The organism is Microbulbifer maximicatervae (SeqCode) (assembly GCF_052468295.1).
Genome location: NZ_CP174340.1, coordinates 1,429,272 through 1,448,446, shown reverse-complemented (window position 1 = coordinate 1,448,446; position 19,175 = coordinate 1,429,272). Strand labels below are relative to the sequence as shown.

8 protein-coding genes are annotated in these 19,175 nt (G+C 42.4%); 1 reads left to right on the top strand and 7 read right to left on the bottom strand.

The annotated features are described in order from the left end of the window. Positions 1-38: 38 nt before the first annotated feature. The 5 genes from ACJJIQ_RS06670 to ACJJIQ_RS06650 all read right to left on the bottom strand — a co-directional run bounded on the left by ACJJIQ_RS06670 (position 39) and on the right by ACJJIQ_RS06650 (position 14,347). Positions 39-1,988: a BamB-related PQQ repeat family beta-propellar protein gene (locus ACJJIQ_RS06670; protein WP_445364090.1), complete on the bottom strand. Its 1,950-nt coding sequence runs from the start codon at positions 1,986-1,988 to the stop codon at positions 39-41. Between the two features lie 280 nt (positions 1,989-2,268). Further along, entirely contained in the window at positions 2,269-2,772 is a 504-nt protein-coding gene (locus ACJJIQ_RS06665; RefSeq protein ID WP_445364089.1) for a hypothetical protein, read from the bottom strand. Then, entirely contained in the window at positions 2,762-11,191 is an 8,430-nt protein-coding gene (locus tag ACJJIQ_RS06660; protein WP_445364088.1) for an RHS repeat-associated core domain-containing protein, read from the bottom strand. Before ACJJIQ_RS06660 ends, ACJJIQ_RS06665 begins: the two co-directional genes overlap by 11 nt. Further along, positions 11,124-12,977: an Ig-like domain-containing protein gene (locus ACJJIQ_RS06655; protein ID WP_445364087.1), complete on the bottom strand. Its 1,854-nt coding sequence runs from the start codon at positions 12,975-12,977 to the stop codon at positions 11,124-11,126. Before ACJJIQ_RS06655 ends, ACJJIQ_RS06660 begins: the two co-directional genes overlap by 68 nt. A 419-nt stretch (positions 12,978-13,396) precedes the next feature. Then, complete coding sequence (locus tag ACJJIQ_RS06650) at positions 13,397-14,347, bottom strand: IS5 family transposase (RefSeq protein ID WP_445362188.1); 951 nt, start codon at positions 14,345-14,347, stop codon at positions 13,397-13,399. A 1,347-nt stretch (positions 14,348-15,694) separates the two neighbouring features. Here ACJJIQ_RS06650 and ACJJIQ_RS06645 point away from each other — a divergent pair. Beyond that, entirely contained in the window at positions 15,695-16,495 is an 801-nt protein-coding gene (locus tag ACJJIQ_RS06645) for an IclR family transcriptional regulator (RefSeq protein ID WP_445354035.1), read from the top strand. 35 nt (positions 16,496-16,530) lie between these two features. Here ACJJIQ_RS06645 and ACJJIQ_RS06640 read toward each other — a convergent pair whose 3' ends face one another. Together ACJJIQ_RS06640 and ACJJIQ_RS06635 are read right to left on the bottom strand one after the other, a co-directional pair. Further along, the gene (locus tag ACJJIQ_RS06640; RefSeq protein ID WP_444913233.1) at positions 16,531-17,961 is read right to left on the bottom strand and encodes a coniferyl aldehyde dehydrogenase; all 1,431 of its coding nucleotides are present in this window, start codon (positions 17,959-17,961) and stop codon (positions 16,531-16,533) included. Positions 17,962-18,025: 64 nt separating this feature from the next. Further along, entirely contained in the window at positions 18,026-19,153 is a 1,128-nt protein-coding gene (locus ACJJIQ_RS06635; RefSeq protein ID WP_445364086.1) for an acyl-CoA dehydrogenase family protein, read from the bottom strand. Between the last annotated feature and the right edge of the window lie 22 nt (positions 19,154-19,175).

Below are 19,175 nucleotides of genomic sequence, written 5' to 3'. Positions count from 1 at the left end.
AACAAAGTCTTAGCTAAAACCGACCCAGTTAATCCTACTCATTCATCATCCAAACCAATATCACTTTGCCAAATTAATGGCCCATCTATTTGCATTTGGTTATCACCCGCTGAATCACTATTAAGCATCATCTGAGAATTCTGTGACATCATCGACGAGGTTGTACCGACCTTCAGCGCATATACATTATGAGTATTTCCGTGCACAAATAAGATAGATCCATCTTCACTAAGTGCTGGGGTAGCGCTAATTGTCTCGCTTTCCGGCAACTGATAACTCCAAACTTCATCACCACTATTTGTATCTAGACCAAATACAGAGCCATTATAAGTGACAACATAGAGGACACTTCCATCGTCATTAAGTACAGGACCCGCGATCACTCCATCTGCCATTTCATTCTTCCACTTTGTAGTTTTATCAGCTCCCAATGCAACAACACTCCCACCAGAAGCATTGTTTGTACCCACATAAATGGATCCACCAAAAGTTGCAGCTTTATTCATCACTATTCCGAGGTTTTCCAAAGTCCAATCTAGATCACCACTGGGTGTGAATCGATAATAATTATTATCAAAAGCTCCCAAAAATACCGTTCCATTTTCGGTAACAGTTAACGAGGCGCTAATTGCATCTTCAACTTGATCTATGGGGGACTCATCCCATTGGTTCTCAGGTACAGAAATCGAAACGGAAACTTCAACCTCTTTACTAGCACTACCACTTGGTCCCTTAGCTGAAATCATATACGTTGTAGCGAACTGAGGAGCAACACGCGCGGTCCCTTCATTAGACAACTGACTAAAAGACAAATCATTTGCATCGTTACTCAAAGAAATAGAAGTGGCCCCAGTAACAGACCAGCTCAATCCAACACTATCACCCGCCCGCGAAACTTGTTCTGGCAAGGCTGTGAAAAAATCAATATTTATTGCGGGATAACTGTTCATATCAAATGGATCACTACCAACTGCGATTTCTTCTAAATCGTAAATCCCATCAAAGTCTGAATCAATTTGAGAAGGGCCACAGCCCAAGCTATTTGCCTGCTCTTGAAGCTTGGTAAATGAACAGTGATCTTCAAAGTTTGCAATACCATCCTCATCAAAGTCTGCCGCGATTGAAATAACACTACGAGATATAAGGACATCAGACTTAAATAGGCTGGCTTCGACATCTACCCAATAATCACCAATAGAATGAGCTAATTCACATTTACCGACACCAGTTGTGGTGTCAAAACTACAGGCGGCATCATTACTCGCCACAGAAACTGTCAATAAGGCGCCATCTAAATCCGGACCAGAACTAGCCCTCAATCTTAGTGACGGTTTATCTGTACTAACTAATGACTTATGAACTGGAGATTCAAAAAATAATCCATCCTCGATCGCATTTTCTATGGGTTCAGGCACTTCAGGCATCTGATCGGAAGAGGCAAGAAGCATATTTATTGCCGGTAATATCTGAAGAAACTCATCTACATTAGATATACCATCCCCGTCACTATCTAGCTGAATAGGGCTACATCCATCTAAATCTGCGGCTAGTGGATCTAGTGTTCCTGAACATTTATCTTCGTGGTTTGGGATCTTGTCATTATCTTCATCTACGGCTATGGAGATCTCAATCTCATCTAGAAGGTCACTGCCATCAAACAACCAGACTTGTATAGATTGCCAGCCGTCAGAAAGGCTAATCGCCAAAGAGCAAAAAGCCATACTCAAATCTTCATCGATCAAACAGTTGCTTTCAGGTAAGCCATTTCTGCCAATTCTTAGACGGAGATCAGACAGACCTTGGGTATTCTCCAGCTTTATACTGAAATCTGGGAAACGGTTTACTACTAGAGATTTATCTACTGGTGATTCAAACTGCATGCTGGGGGGCAACGCTGCCAGTATTGACTTCGAGGTAAGGATGCATAAAATTGTAGTTACCCCCAGGCCGAACCTAAATCCACTAGGATACAGAAGAGAAAAACCCATTTTCCACCCCAATCATGATCAACATTGAATCTTGCTTGGTGCGTTCAACACCAAAAGCCAAGAACTAGAAACTTAACTAAAAATATATAAAAATGAAATTTAGCCTAAAGTTTGAGAGCTCAAATTTAATACGGCACCCACATAAACCGCCAAACTACAACAAACCCTCACATTTGAAAATGCTATACAGATAAATAGACTCAACATCACATCAATATATCTCTGCTAGTACAAATAAAACACCTCACAACCTCTCCAGGAGCTTAAATTCAAAAAAACATCACTTTTCTCCAAGTAGCGACCTATACTCATCAAATCTATCAAATGACACACCTAGAGATTCCTCTAGATTGATTTTTTGAAATATGAAGGGTTTGAAGAATCGAATATAATCCTCTTTATCTTCCTCACAAGGAAAACATGAATACTGACGTAAGAAAAGCTGTTCATAGCTTTCCACTTCAACCACCCCCTTATTTTCAAGGTCCACTTTTATCGAATACAAAAGAAAATTAGATAACTCCGACAGAGTAATATTAAAAATATTTTTACCATGGCTAACACGAATCTTTTCTTCCTCCCCCAAAAGAGGAACTAGACATGGAACCGCATATACACCAACAAAATCCAACTTCCTATCTAAATCTTTAACTGCCAAGTTTCCGCCCGACCTAAGATCCATACAGAAACCTTCCCCGACACTAAAGCGAGACTTACCTCCAGCTTCGACCTCACGAACAAATAAAATTAACAATATACCAAAAAGCAATAATCTAAAATCCATATTTCACCTGCTCGGTACCTGGATTCGGAACAAGATAAATGTTTCCGGTGGATGGGGGCCTAACTCCATCTCCAATTAAGTACTTCATATCAGGCCCCCTAAAAGAAAGCCCTTCGGTGTAACCAATAGTTCTCAGACCTGATACTTGATGTAGGCTTTTGGCAAAAATGCCCCAGTCTTCAGAAACCATTCCTGAGTTACAATGTCGAATATCTACAACTGCACCTCCAGAAAAATTAGAAAAATTTAGTGACGCGATATTGTCTGGAGTAATATTTGCATTCGACGCCCTACTGTAAAAATCCAAAGTAACTGCCCCCCCCAAACCAAAACCATGGCCAAGCATTGTCATCCCATAAATTTTTCCACCCGTACTTATAGCCACATTAAACTCGTCAATTGTATTCACGTGAACTATATCTACGGTGTAACCGGCAGCCTCGAGATCTATCGCTAGCGACTCAGCGGCTCTAGAAAAGTTTCGTCCATCTTTGCTTGTCTCTGCCACAACAATTAAATATCTTTTGTTAGTTTTTGCTTCACCAGCCTCATGATTTAAAGCCTGACTGAACGAAGCACTAATAGCTCCATTAGAAAATTTTCCTCCCGTCAACTTAGAAACAGTCCCACCAAGCACAGCAGCAATAGCAATTCTAAAAATGCTAGGACCATCCCCGCCAATATATGCCGAGTTATTATAAGCTGTTGCCAAGGCCGTAAAGCCCGCTGACACAAATCCGTTCCCAAAATGTCCCCCCTGTAATTTCGCCATGACGCCGCCAGTTAAACTATGCAGAGCAACCTTTAACGCGAATCCCTCCTTAGAGAGTTTGGCCGCGAATGTTCCAGGATAATTAGCCCTGAGACCCCGACCGATGCCGGCAAATGCCGCAGCAGAAACCCCCGCTATAAGACCACTTCTAGCCGCGTCTTTAAAACTAGCTCCTTGTAGCATCGCATCTGTAAATGCAGCAGCCGCCATCACAAGTGCAATTGTCCAAATTGATTTTGCCTCAAAAGCAACCAGTAAAGCTGCCGCAAACATTTGCACTATATACCCACTTGGGTCAGTCGCATTTAGTGGATTATTCCAAGCATAGGCGTAACGGTTGTAGGACTGGCTATACTTCGGTTCCTGCACAAAAGGGTCTGCTTGAAGAAACTTCGCTAAACGCGGGTCGTATATACGGCCATTCATGTGGATCAGACCAACTTGATCCAGCATTTCATGGCCAGTAAAACCACGAGTCGTTATTTCTGTAGCAAAGCCAGTAAGCTCAGAACTCAGTAGTGTTCCCCAATCCAAGGCGCTACGACGCTGGCCCCAGGCGTCAAAACTAAATTGCTGTTTGTTTCCGTTTTCATCCTCTGCAATCTGCCCCAAGCTATCTGTAATTACATCGAGAGACCCAAGGTGATCCTTGTGAATATAGCGGCTCTGGCGTCCCGTAGAAGATATCGTTACCAATGCACCGCCAGGCAAATAACGCTTGATTTCGGTATTACCTCCTTGAGTGACTTTCTCAACATTACCGATATAACGGGTTTCAGCAATTTGCCCATTCTTAGCGATATCCTTGCGAAGGTAACGCTTACGCTCTGGGCCATACAAAAACTCAGTTTTATGACCATCCTTGGTGATTTCCGAAGGCTTATCAAAAGTGGTGTACTTCAATGAACGCCCACTAGAGTCACTGATCATGCTACCATTTCGATTATATTCGTAGCTGACCCCATCCGTAGTTTCACATACTGCGTTAGGTCCAAAAGCTTGAGCGCATTCATTGCCGTAACGATACTCGCCAACATCTGACTTATAGATAATATTTCCCAAATCGTCATACTCCATTTCCAACGTATCCCGCCCACTGACTTGGGATTGCTTCAGCCTATTCAATTCATCGTAAACAAAATCTTCACGCAGATTTTTATCACCACTACGGTCTACACGGTATTTAAGGTTGCCTAAATCATCCCAAAAGTATGTGAGGTCCTGAATAGTTTGAACTCCGAGAATATGCGCAACTTGGTTGGTTAGACGGCCATTGGCTGGTGCAAATATCTTTTCCGTAATAACGCCATTACCGGTCCTAAACTCGGTCACATTTCCACGGGCATCCATTCTCAATACGGTATAAAACTCTTCGACAGCGGCAAGATTTACTCTTTCGGCGTCCACTACTTGCTCAAGATAACCGTAATCATTATATTTGTACTGAATAGCACTGCTCTTCCAATCACCGACACCGCCAGCATCAAATATCTGGAATGGTCGGCCATACTGATCATAATTACTTTTCTCAAAGTGATCATCCCCTTCAGAAAAACTAGTTATCTTTTCACTCCGTCGACCAAATTTATCGTAACCGTGCAATTCAATATAACCAGAATTAAATGCTTCTACTTCCCTAATCGCAGCGGGCGGAGTCCCATAGCCATCCGTTTCCATGCTATTGTTATAGCGCCACTCTGTCGTCTCTACAGTATTCCCATTGATGTCAATATCATTACGTTCAATTAGACGTCCAATCCGGTCATAATGACTCACTACGACCTGGTCTTCAGCATTTGTCTGATGAACTAAATCACCAAAAGCATTGTGCCTATAGAACCAAACACCCTTATCCGGATCTGACATTGATGTTTTACGACCGAGTAGGTCATATTGAATTTCCGTGACAATATTCCTTGAGCCATATCCACGGTTGATAACGAATCGCTGATTACCCTGGGCATCATATTTGAACTCCTGCACATTACCAAGGTTGTCTTCCACTCGTACGGTTTCTCCAGCCGCATTGCTTGTAGTTCGGTGAACCTGGCCTATAGGGTTTATTGTTATCGTAGTATAGCCATCATACACAATTGCCAAGTCAAAGGCAGTGCCATTGGAACTGTCAATACCTGGCAAATTAGAACCGATTACCCTCCCTGCCAAATTATAGAACTGAGCCCTCCAATATCTAACATCACCAGATTGATAAGGTTCTGATTTATGCTTGATACGGCCAAGGTTGTCATATTCAGTATCTAGATAGTTCCAATTACCATCAAAACCAATGTTAGCCTTGCGTACTTCTCTAGATAGCCCATCAAAGCAGGTTATTGACTTACCTCCACCAGCAATACGCTCCACTGCCTGGTAGATAGCACTGTTGGGACATTGCTCACCTGCCCAGGCAAGTAGATTGATCTTATGCGCACCTGTAACACTATACTCAAGAACTTTGCGCCCAAAGACATCGTAAGTCGAATAGGTATCTACACCGGCGATATCTTTAACTAATGTAGGTTGGCCTAATTGGTTACGCTCGAGCACAGACATTATTGTTTGACCATAACTATTTTCTTCACGAGCTAAAAAACGGCCATTAACATAAACCCAACGCTGTAAACGCCTCTCTTCATTGTCCGGTATTTGCTCGATAAGAACTTTGTTTCCAAAGTGGTCATATTCATAGTTAGATGTCAAACGCAACTCCAGTGAATCTGAACCACCATTATCTGGCTCAACTACTTCACTACGCAATAATCCCGCCTCACTACCGCTATCATAGTAAGTAAAATTACTCTTACGTGTCGCCTGATGAGATTCACCAGATTCAACTCGACTATGAATAACTTCTGTCTTAGTCAGGCGCCCTAATTCAGCATAACCACTAAGATTGTGATCAGGGTTATTAAAGCTAATTTCCTGGCCTTCACCATACTCATTTAATGTTTCTGTTGAAAAATTATCCCCGCTAGGTGCATCGATAACAACATAGATACGCTTGGCATTGCCATGCTCATCCTGTTCATTTACGGTAGTTACTGTTTTTAGAAGCTGCCCTTGTACCTGACCGTTGTTTTTGAACTCATAAACCTTTTCTATACTTTCAGAAATATAAGGCTGTAAGGCTCCAAGAGCAGCTGTGCCATTGGATATTGAAATCTGCGGCCAATTTGACTGCCATCCATTAAGATTCCAGTTATTTTTTGCTTCACTCATCAACATACCTTCCCGCGTACGCTGCTCCGTAAAAACCGGATAACCGATATACGGGAAGTCCTGACGATAAGTCGTTGTGGTCGTAACACCAGACTGCTCATCTAGCGTTTGCACTTTTTCAAAGCCAAGATAGCCTCGCCCACCCGCTTGCATTCGCCCCCGACCATAAAAATAGCTAACAGCGCTAGTTGCTGTAATATCGACCAGACCCGGACTACTACCAGCGGCTGGAGCCGTACTTTCTACACGAGTGACTAGGAATTGGGGGCCCTTCATATCCATAACCACAGAAGATCTCCCAAGTGTATTATCTTCACTCCAATCGCCGTTAGTAGCCGTGTAAAAACCGTTGAGATCTGATGCTTTATACGTTAAACACCAGTCCTTAGTAATAGTAGAATTATTACTTTCTTCATCACAGTAATTATCTAACTGAGTTCCAATTGCTAACTGAGCATAGTGTGCACTCGAAGATGTAGAGCTATATTCAATCGTAGTTTTTGCTCCAAGCCCATTGGTGATTTCATTAATAACATTTGGTGCCACCTTACTATTTGGCGATAAGTACAAATGAAGAATATTACCCAAGAACTCGGCATGATCAGTAACGCCATCACCATTCATATCTACGAAGAAATCCTTTCCTTCCGGAAATATATATGAATGTTTAAATGTCTCTGGGCTTAAATACTTGTTTGACCTTTCTTCCCAGCGCCTCAAATATAAGCTCCCCATATATTTTCCTGGCTGCCTGATAATTAAATCCAGATCTCCGTCGCCCTCAAAATCAAACCAATTAAAATCATCCTCTTGCTCATAACTCCCTAAGCTGACGTATCCCCCAAAATCAATACCGGTATTTAGTTGATACGAAACTTGATTTTCGTCCCGAATAAATAAATCAACGATCCCATCTGAATTAATATCGACAGTTTGCATGGATTTATTAAGATACCCATGCCTTTCATTTGGCAAAGCCTCAAACTTTCTACTATCCCCTTTAAAACCATCAGACTGCTGAAAATCAAATAACTTTTGATTCAGTATTAATTTGCTATCTTTAACTAGCGCCAGGTAGAAACGAGCATGCACCGACTCTAGCTCTGGTGTTTCTCGTGTAATCGGGTCAATTACCGAATCCCACTTTTGTTTGGTATTAACCAGCACCAGATCTACTTGTCCGTCTGCATCAAAGTCACCCAATGCCTGCGGATCCAAATAAAGTGAAGTGCTTTCTCGAGTTTCATCAATCCCTGACCAAGATTCGAGGCCAACTATGCTCCAGTCAACATGATCGCCGAAATGATAGAAGATTCTTGATGACTCCGATGCACTTGTGTCCCGCTGTAAAAGCCGATATCCACTTGCGCTAACCGCATCAACCAATCCATCTCCATTAATGTCAATAAAGCGAGTATTTTCCTCCGTTATAGGAAGTTCTAATGGCTGCAATGACGAAGGAGGTAAGCTCCATTCACCACTTATCGAGTCGGCCTGGCTGATATGGAGTACCCAATGACCGCGCTCTCGAACATAGATAGCCAAATCCGAACGGCCATCTGCGTTGTAATCAATCATCTCCCACTGATATGGGCTAGATAGATCCTCTCCATACTTGAAGGCTAACTTCTCACTTCCATATCCATTACCATCACTAAGAACATATTTAAAATACTGATCGTGAATTCTTCCATCATCATCCCAGTCTGGCTCCTGCCAAATTATATCCATATTCCCATCACCGTTTATATCGGATGGGCGAGGTGATAGTGCCGTACGATCTCGTTGGCTACTTAGTGTGATTGCTCTTGAGTAATCTGGGTCAAAGTCCCTATTTAATAGGTGCCAATCAAAAACAGTATCCGGCAGGCAAAACCCACTCGAACACTTCCTAATTCGTTCCACTCTACTTAAATAATCATGTCCTGTATCTAAATAGTCTAATTCATAACTAAATAAAGATTCCCCATTAGATCCCAATATACTAATTTCAGTTAAACGTTTTTCACTAGAAAAGTATGCTCCAGCGTAATACCCATTAACCACATCCATTCTATCTTCATATTCAAATGCTACTCGTGCTTCAGGCAACCCTCCTCCTGCAAAAGCATACTGTATTTCACGAATACGATGGCCTTTATCTGTAGCATATATGTAATCAATCCCATTCCCAGCGCTATCCTCAAAACGACTCACCATCCAACTCAACGTTCCAAGTCCACTATATTCTTGATGAGATTTATTTCCATGCCCATAATATCTTATAGACCCATCTTTACCCTCAACAGTGAAGTAAAGAGGGCTTCCAGTAATACCCCCATGGGCCGTTATCAATACATAGGTATCAATCTCAGTTCTATATTGGGATTTAGGCTCTCCATAAGCATGATCTGAAACAAGTATTAATCTTGCTCCATCTAAACAAAATCGATCATCTTGTCCCCAGGATATCCCACTATTTTTCTGATCTTGAGACAATGTTTGTCGGCAACGAGTAATTGATGACAGGCCATCAATATTCCAGCCTTGTCCTACTAAACCGTTGCCTCGTTGGCTGGAATAAGAGAGTGCCAATTCAGGGGTCACACCGGCTGTTCCAACGGGAAGCTCTATGGGGATAGAGTAAGTAGATGCGCCAGTCTCACTGACTTTAAAATCGCCAGCAAGAAAGCCTATTGATTGTGAGTCTCTCAACTCGACAGTACTGATTGCGGGAGCCTCAGCAGGCAACGGTGGCTCATCAGGAATACCATTGTAACAACCGGCTGCGCAGGGGCTTAGGTTTCGGTCAAACGCGTCACCAATTGTTACGAAATCTCCATCTGGATCATCACTAGGATCATATTCCGTGGTGCCAAGGAAAAGGATTTCCCACCAATCCGGTAATCCATCGCCATCACAATCCCGTGTATACTCATCTCCATCATCACATTCAGTTACTGCCCAGCTATAGTCTTGATCATATAAATAATCAAAGCTCAGCCCCAAAAATTGGCTGGTTTGGGCGGTATATTCCGTTGACTGAGTAAATAAAGTCGCTACCTGTCCCCTTGAGTACCCACTTGCTAACATATCAAGGAGCATTTGTTGACTGTAAGAGATCCCCCCCCACAAGAAGTTCGGTTGAGATTGACCGGGAAATATCCGTTCATATAACGATTCTAAGAAACGTTCATTGCTTTGCGTTTGAGGGAAATTACTCTTACCAGTATTGGAATTAAGAAACGCTTCCGCGATATCAACTTTGCTGACAGATTTACCTACTAGCTGATAAGTCCAAAAAGTTAATACCTTCTTGTCTAACGGCAAAGGGGGTTGTAACAGCCCACGATACAATCTAGCAACAGCCAGGAATTCTGCTTTCTTTGAAAAGTCTGGATACCAATCTCCGATTTCCTCCCATAGCAAGCTATCATCAACACTTTCCCAAATAATTTTTCCCGTACCTGAGTTATTACGCGGAAGCGCATAGATCTGACTGTCATCAACTGTAGTAAAATATATCAAATCTCCACCCGCGAGAACGGGGGTTTCAGCAATTCCTGAACCTGCTGGATAGGTCCATTTAATCGAGCCATTCGGGGCATTAACTGCGTATAGAAATCCATCCATTGACCCAAAGTACAGATTTCTTTCTTCATCAATTACTACTGATGAAATGACTTCACCTCCAGTACCTAATCTCCATTTCTGATTAGCATCAGGAGTTATCGCGTATAAGCTATGATCAAGCGATCCGACGTAAATAGTTCCATCAATACCATCAACCCGTGGTGTTGCCTTAATAATTCCACCGGTCTCAAATGGCCATGCGGGCAGAACACTGCCGTCTATCGAACTTAAGGCAAATAGATTATTTTCCGCACCAACATAAAGGGTTCCATCTTTCCCAAGTGCTGGGGCTGATTGTGTTTCCCCAATGATTTCCGTGGCTCTATTCCCATAGATAGTGATACCGGCACGGCTACTGTTTGGATTTACTATTGACGCCCTCACACCCAATTCAAAAAGAGCTTTGTAAATGTCACTGTTTGGAGATAGTTCCACTTTAACTCTAGAAGAAGAAATACTGTCGAAATCAGAGAAAGATAACGTCTGCTCAATACTTGGATTATGGATACCAGAAAGCACAAGCGATGCTTCAGGGTCAATCCCTAGTCCTAAGATTTCTATACAAGAATCATCACAAGAGAGGGCAGCTCCAGTCAACCTTGGGGACAACACGGTCAAAGAAACTATCTGACTGGAATCACTACATCCAACCGCATTACATGCTTTTACTCTGTAGCTATATACACCCGGCTGTTTATCTATCACCGTATAATTATTATTTATGCTGTTATTACTCACTGTTACCCAGTCAGTTGGATCTTCTGGACCTCCATTTTTTTTCCTGAAGCAGATAATACTTTGGCTGTATATCGTCACCACTAGAATCCCATACATTCCAACTTAACTCGTAATTGCCTGTAAAAACTTGCGCTCCTTTGTAAGGAGTAGCAATTAATCCAGCAGGTGAGCGCGGCTCTTCTTTAACAACAGATACACTAATTTCAGGACTTGCTTGGTCACTGCAATCCGCTCTATTACATGCAAAAACCCGAAACCTATAATCACCGGTAGCCATGTTTGAAAAATAATGTCCGGGGAGTTTATTGTTAGAAAGGGAGACTTCTTGAAAATCGCTATCAATACCTTGCTGTAATTGTTGTAAACGAAAGTACTCTGCACCTTCCGGCAGATTCCACTCTAGTTCAAAGTTTCCTGTAGTATTATCTGGAATAGGCGCAACTTCTTCGTCAACTGTTAACATTGAAGGAGCTTGCGGAGGGGTTAAAGCTAGGATCGTTAATGGGCTTCCGTTCGATTTCGCGCTTAAGCCCTCATTATCAGTCACTCTTACTTGCAACTGAAAATTTCCAGAGTAGTCAGGCGTCCAACCCACCAACTCATAAGGAGCTGTTTTATCTAACCCTAAAATAGCATCATCGAGCAAGAACTCCACTGAATCTACTGTTCCATCATCATCTAGAGCATGTGCAATTAAGGTCACATTATCAAACTGTACGATGGTTGAAGGAGGAGAATCTAACCAAGCTGATGGGGCTGTATTATCTAAAACTGCTACAGATATTTTGGATGTAGTTTTTTTTGCTCCTAAACTATCTTCCGCTTCCGCCCAAAGTTTTACCGAATTACTTTTAGGGCTTGAATTCCAGTTTACCCTAAAGCAATCAGAACACTTATTATTATCTTTGGTAGCTTTACCCACCAAATATTCCCCAGAGCCACTCCCATTATCCCTATAAAAATTTACTTCTTTAATTCCATTATAATCAGAAGCTTGTGCATAAAGGGTAGGCAGCTGGTCTGGTCGATGGGTTTCACCGTGTGGAGAATCTAATAGAGAAATAGTAGGATTTTCATTTGTACGAACCTTGACGAAAACCTCACTACTCCAGCTATCGGCACATTCTATTTCATTGCAAGCTTTTAGCTTATAATAATAAGTCTTCCCTTTAGCTCTGGCCGTATTCGTTGTATATGAAAGTGCAGTCGGCGTATCAAGAGCTACAGAGTTGTAAGCTCCAGAACTACCAACTTTTTCCTCTAAAATATATTTACTTACATCTCCAGAAGGCTTACTCCATCCTAACGTATATATTCCACTGGCTGCTTCTTTTTCGGTTGGAACATCAGATATTACTGCTTTCGCTGGCTTAACCAGAGTATTAACTGTAATTGACACTGTTTGACGCCAGCCACCACATCCCCCATAGGAATTGCACCCAGTTATAATTTCCAACTTATATTGGTAGCTGCCATTGCCCCTCGTTAGAGATTTATTAAAAAACTCAAGAGAACCTATCCGGCCCACATTGGAATTACATTCATTGCTAGATATCAAATTCCAGGAAACACCCTGATTCAGACTTTCATAAAAAAAGCAATTCCCTGGACCGAGTGGTGGTGGCATTGGCATGCCTATACCTACCCATCCAACATCACTATTTGACGTTCCCTTGACCGTAAAATTCCCACTAGTGCTTATACCTGAGGGAGAAACAGACAAGTTGACCTTATCTCCCCAGTCGTACCAATTCATTCCGCTAGGGTCCCACGCATAGCTATAACGGGAAGACCCAATAAAAAACAGCAAAAATAAACATAGAAAAAAATGTAAATAACCTTTAGCTAAAACGGAATGCTTCATTCTTATTTTCTCAGCTCAACCAAATAGTTTTTCGCACACAGAAATAGAGCAACCTAAAATACACCCGCCCAACAAATAAACAGCCAAATTTATTTAAGTAAAAATCATCCAGCCTCACGATAAAACCCCAACCACGAGACAAGAACTTAACACCATAAAGCACTAACCTTATCGATCACAAGAGCACCTATCAAAAAACAGAGCCATAACCTATTTACAAACGCAGAACCAACAAAACCTAACACAGCAAAATATATATTTACAATTAAGGCCCCTCTGATCAACGAAGCATTTTTCTAGAATTAAGCTGAACTGCTTGAAAAATTCACTTTATTACGCTCAAGCGCGTAATTTTCGCGTAATAGCCCGCTAATTTTTCATCTGAAACCCTAAATAGGCGGGTTTCAGGCGAACCACCCCTAGGTGGCCAAATATTTTCTCCCTATTAGTAAGTTGGTAAAGCCTGCTAGCAAGCACAGCCGCTCAGTATTTTTTAACAGTCCCCGATAGCGGACCTTGTCATAACCAAATACCCGTTTAATGTAGCGAAAGGGGTGCTCAACCTTCGCTCTTATCTGCGCCTTGATCTTTTCCGCCTTACGGAGTGCATCACGCCCAGGAAGAGTTTTCAGCTTGCTCGGCTTCATTGCTATGTACCAATCCACCTCCCGCTCCTTCAACTCTTCTCGCTTCTCCGCACCAATGTACCCAGAGTCACCCCAGACTCTTCCTTCCTCCCCATGGAGGACTCGCTCTGTGGCTGTGACATCATGCGAATTCGCTGCTGTTGTATCTACGCTATGTATTACTCCGAGCACATCATCAACCCCGATATGCATCTTCATTCCAAAGTGCCACTGATTGCCTTTCTTTGTTTGATGCATTTCTGGATCACGTTCTTTCTTTTTATTCTTAGTTGAAGTTGGCGCAGAGATAATAGTGGCATCTACAATCGTGCCTTCACGCAGTACCATGCCATTCTCAGCAAGATGCTTGTTGATTTCATCAAAAAGCGCTGCACCAATCTGATTGAGCTCCAATAAGTGGCGAAAGTTAAGAATCGTTGTTTCATCGGGAATTGGGCCGCTCAAAGTCAATCCAGCAAAACTACGCATGGATTCAATTTCATACAGTGCATCCTCCATAGCGGGATCACTGAGATTATAAAATAGCTGCATGCAATGAATACGGAGCATGACACTTAATGGATATGGCTGTCGGCCACGTTTGCCTTGTGGATAGCAAGGAGTGATCTGAGCCTCTAGTCGCTGCCATGGGATGAGGGCTTCCATTTGAGAAAGAAACTTCTCTCGGCGAGTTATACGGCGCTTTAGCTTATATTCTGCTTCGGCAAAGGTGACTTGGTGCATAATCTATCGTAGTCTTGACGGATAACTGAATACTACCAAACTGGCTCGGAATTATTCAGAGGTTCCTTAATTTTCTACAGCCTTAAAAACATATACGGCACGACCGTCCAAACCATCAATTTTTAAAGACCAAAAATACCAGCCAATCAATTAATTTTTGTATAACAATCAAAGATATAACCTAAACAGCATAAACATACACCACCAAAGGTGGTAGAACATTTACAAGCCAAATCAAATAAAACACCCCTAAATTTTTATTAAAAATCAGCGGCCGTCTATGCAGCTAATATATAGCATGTAGACGCCAACAAACACGATTGAAACTGACCTACCTGACTCACCTGACCTGCTTGAAATCTGACTTATCACGCTAATGATTTACAGGGCAACCATAGCCTCACTGAAAATTATATTGGCGCAGCAACTACGGTCATGCTTTATCACACCCCAGGAAATATTTTATTGTGCTCTCCACTTCTGAAAGGCAAGGCCTGATACCCAATCACAAAGACAGGAAACTAAAGCAGACTAGAAAACAAAATCATTATTTATAATTTAACGAAACAAGTTACATACCGATCAAATTTAACAACCGGCCTGCAGTATTTATTAAATAGGGAGCAGCATATGCACTAGATTTAAAATTCCGAGAGTAATCTTTGAATTTCATTTGACAGATAAAGTATTTTTGTCACCTCTCAAATCATACTTTGGTGCTAACTCATTAGCTCTGACCCGATAAATTATTACCTCGCCACAATCAGCATTATTTGGCCGGATATTTTTACTTGACCTTAAAAAATAAGCAACCAATTGATTTAAGCAAAAAATTAAGTCGACACAAATGGGCTTAGTAAGTACTGTTTATACTTAACACTCACGAAACACTCACACTACAAGGATAAAAGAACGTTCTTGACCTAAACACTTGAAGAAATAAATATCGATTGCGTGTCTCGCATTCTGCAATCAAAGCTCAATCCTAAACATTAATACCACAATAAAAACACCTTGAACATTGCCAAAGGTTTACCTATAAGGATCGTATGGAATCAGTTCGTACCTTTATTTTGATACCAATATTTTAGTCAACGTGACCTTTCCACTTAGCAAAACCAACTTGTTCAATGGAGCCAATAGATCATATATGTAGCCGTCATTACCTAACCCTCTCTAGACATAGGTACCATTGCAACTCCAGGCTTAGCTTGATTTTACTATTAAAGTCAGATCAAGCTTGTCGCATCTATGTATTCAACTGAATAGAAGTTAAAATATTGACTCCCTACTTCAGATTTTGGAGTACAAATTGTATACTTACCTTCAACATGAAGGACTAAACCAATGGTCTCCCTAAGTGACTTCCCCAGAAAAAAAGATACTGAACCAGATCGAAAATTTATTGAGGCTCTAGCTCGTGGTCTGGATGTGCTCCGAGCTTTTCAACCTGGTGATGGCTTCCTGGGTAATTTGGAGATCGCCCAGCGCACTGGCCTGCCCCGCTCCAGTGTTTCCAGACTGACTTATACCCTGACGAAATTAGGTTATCTGACCTACTCTGATCGAATGGAAAAATATCAGCTGGGTAGTGGCGTCCTGGCTCTTGGTTATGCTTTTGTCTCAAATCTCACAGTCAGGCAGGTAGCCAAGCCTTTAATGCAGGATCTAGCTAATTCTACCGGTACCGCTGTTGGTCTCTCTGATCGGGACCGGCTGGATATGATTTTTGTCGAGTTCTGTGCTCCTGCAAATGTCACAACTTTTCGCCATGAAATCGGTAATCGCGTACCCATAGCTTCCAGCGGCTCCGGGCGAGCTTTTTTGGCAGCACTCCCTCAAGAAGAACGGGAATATTTTTATGGCTACCTGGAGAAAAAAGCTGGTGATCAATGGCCAACGATCAAAGCCGGTATTGAAGAAGCGGTCACCAGCTACCAGCAGCGCGGCTTCTGCTGCTCTTTTGGCGAGTGGAATCGCGATGTCAACGGTATCGCGGTACCTCTCTCTTTAAGCCAAGGTCATATTTACACTTTTAATGCTGGCGGACCTGCTTTTAGACTTAACCCGGAATACTTAGAAAATGAAGTAGCTCCTCTGTTGAAAAACCTGGTAGGCAATATCGAAGCTATGTTAATCCGATATTAGTCGACTCAAACTCCAGATCTTCTCAATCAGTACAGCTACAGTTTGAAACGCAGTAGAAAGTTGAAAATTTTATCAAATCTTTGGCCATAAGGTGGTCGTAAAGGCACCGCCGCTGACTTTTTGGCTTGTGTAAAGATCGGTCGTAATTTTGAGAATTCCAAAAAACCCTCATAAGCGTGATATTGCCCCATGCCACTCGCCCCAATACCACCAAAGGGCAAGTCTGCCTGGGAGACATGCATCGCGCAGTCATTGATACAAACACCTCCAGACATTGTGCTTTTGATAATCTTTTCCTGAACATCTCCGCTAGAACTGAAAATATATAATGCTAAAGGCCTATCTTTACTATTTATGTAATCTATCGTATCAGACAGATTCCTATACGTAAGAATAGGTAAAATAGGGCCAAATATCTCCTCGCGTAGCAGACTCATGTCTTCTGTCGGGTTTAACACTAAGGTGGGAGCAATTTTTTGCAAACCTTTATTGTTTTCAACATCTAATAACGGCAGAACTGTAGCCCCTTTCTCCAGAGCATCCGTTAGACAAGTATTCAGCCTATTAAACGCCTTTTCATCAACAATCGAAGTATAATCTTCTGAATTTAAAGATGGATACCACTTGGGTACAAGTCTCTTAGCCGATTCCAAGAATCCTGAAAGTTTTTCTTCAGGAATCAATAAATAATCTGGAGCTACACAAGTTTGGCCCGCATTGAAGAATTTTGAGCTCAAAATACGTTCCGCAGCAATATTTTCATCAAAGTCGCCACATATTATGGCTGGAGACTTACCTCCCAGTTCTAGTGTCACAGGAGTTAGGTGATCCGCAGCTCTCCGCATTACCACTTTTCCTACTTTGCCAGATCCAGTAAAGATCATGTGATCATATGCCTGGGCTGTAAACTCCGTAGCGCTCACTCCAGGAAGAATAGCTACCAGATCCTCTGAAAAGAATCTATTAAATAACTGATGTAATAATGCAGAAAGGGCACGCGAGTTAGCAGCCATCTTGATCATACAGCGATTCCCTGCGGATATCGCACTCACCAAGGGCCCAACAGATAGAAGTAGTGGGTAATTCCAGGGGGTAACAATAGCAACCACCCCTTTTGGTTGAGGTAATACGCGATTTTTTACTCCTCGAAGTAGCAAAGGCACATGGCGCTTCTGAATTTTCATCCACTTTTTTAAGCGCTTACGAGTGTAACGAATCTCCTCGATACACCCATAGATCTCTGCAATTTTAGTTTCCTGGATGGCACGATTACCAAAATCCTCGCTTATTGCCTTTGCTATGGATTTCTGGTTTTCCAGGATCAATTGCTCTAATTTTTTTAAACTTTCCAGACGCTCCTGAAGACTCGGGTAGGGGCTCCTATTAAATGCATCCTTTTGAAGTTTAAAAACACTCTCTACTTTACCTATGCTCACAGATCTGGTGTGCTCGACAACTTTTTCCATGTGTGTGCCCTCGCAAAGTGGCAAGTAGAGAGTGAATTTGGCCGTATAGTCAGTGCTTTATGATTTACAGCTTGGCAAATCGTAAAGTGTGGTAATCAGTACTGCCAAATAGGTACTGAGTTGTTGTTAGACGCTTAAAGTAGTGACTTACATCCAACTCCTCAGTAACCCCTATACCGCCATGTAACTGTATCGCCTCTTGACCGATAAACCGCGCAGCTTTACCAATACGGCTTTTTGCAGCGGATATCGCCTTAGGCGCAACTCCGTTATTGCTATCAAGCTGTAGCGCAGCCATCAACAATATTGAGCGCGCTTGCTCATACTCAGTAAACATATCCACCATGCGGTGCTGTAGTGCCTGGAACTTGCCAATAGGAACACCAAACTGCTCCCGCGTCTTAGTGTACTCAACTGTCTTCTTATAGATCCTTTCCATAGCTCCAACAGCTTCTGCACACAATGCCAACGTCGCTCTATCAACAGCCTTTTCTATAGTTCCTAAAGCCGCCCCCTCTTCCCCTATCAGATTAGCTATGGGTACTTTCACGTTATTGAATTTAATTTCGGCGGCACGGTGTGCATCCACAGTGGCATATCCATGCCGCTGAAGCCCTTCTGTATTAGGATCGACAAGTAGTAAGGTGATCCCCTCACGATCTCGCTGTGCTCCGTTCGTCCGCACAGCAACTAAGAATTTATCTGCTACGTCACCATTTAGAACGACAGCTTTATGTCCATTCAGGAGGTAATTGTCTCCATCCTTTACCGCAGTCATGGCTATATCAGTAAGGTTATAGCGACTCTGTGACTCAGTAAAAGCAAATGCCAATTGCAATTGGCCTTCCATTAACATTCCCAGGAGTTCTCGCTTTTGCACCTCACTAGCGCAGTCAGCGATAAGACCACCACTGAGAACAACACTGGCCAGGAAAGGCTCAACCACTAAACCTCGGCCGAACTCCTCCATAACCACCATCAAGTCTACGGCGGAGCCTCCTAGGCCTCCATCATCCTTTCCAAATGGCACCATTAACCAGCCGAGTTCCGCAAATAGCTTCCAATTTTCCTTACTGAAGCCAATATCGTTACTCACTATTTTACAACGACGGTCAAAGTCATAATCCTGCTGGATAAACTTGCTCACACTGCTTTGCAGCATCCGCTGCTCTTCGCTGTAGGAAAAATCCATCGCTCAAGTCCTCTTTAGATGC

Bases quoted from the DNA above. Each gene is read 5' to 3' on its own strand.
- ACJJIQ_RS06645 (WP_445354035.1), top strand. From the start codon at position 15,695: ATGGTCTCCCTAAGTGACTTCCCCAGAAAAAAAGATACTGAACCAGAT.
- ACJJIQ_RS06635 (WP_445364086.1), bottom strand. From the start codon at position 19,153: ATGGATTTTTCCTACAGCGAAGAGCAGCGGATGCTGCAAAGCAGTGTG.
- ACJJIQ_RS06650 (WP_445362188.1), bottom strand. From the start codon at position 14,347: ATGCACCAAGTCACCTTTGCCGAAGCAGAATATAAGCTAAAGCGCCGT.
- ACJJIQ_RS06655 (WP_445364087.1), bottom strand. From the start codon at position 12,977: ATGAAGCATTCCGTTTTAGCTAAAGGTTATTTACATTTTTTTCTATGT.
- ACJJIQ_RS06665 (WP_445364089.1), bottom strand. From the start codon at position 2,772: ATGGATTTTAGATTATTGCTTTTTGGTATATTGTTAATTTTATTTGTT.
- ACJJIQ_RS06640 (WP_444913233.1), bottom strand. From the start codon at position 17,961: ATGGAAAAAGTTGTCGAGCACACCAGATCTGTGAGCATAGGTAAAGTA.
- ACJJIQ_RS06670 (WP_445364090.1), bottom strand. From the start codon at position 1,988: ATGGGTTTTTCTCTTCTGTATCCTAGTGGATTTAGGTTCGGCCTGGGG.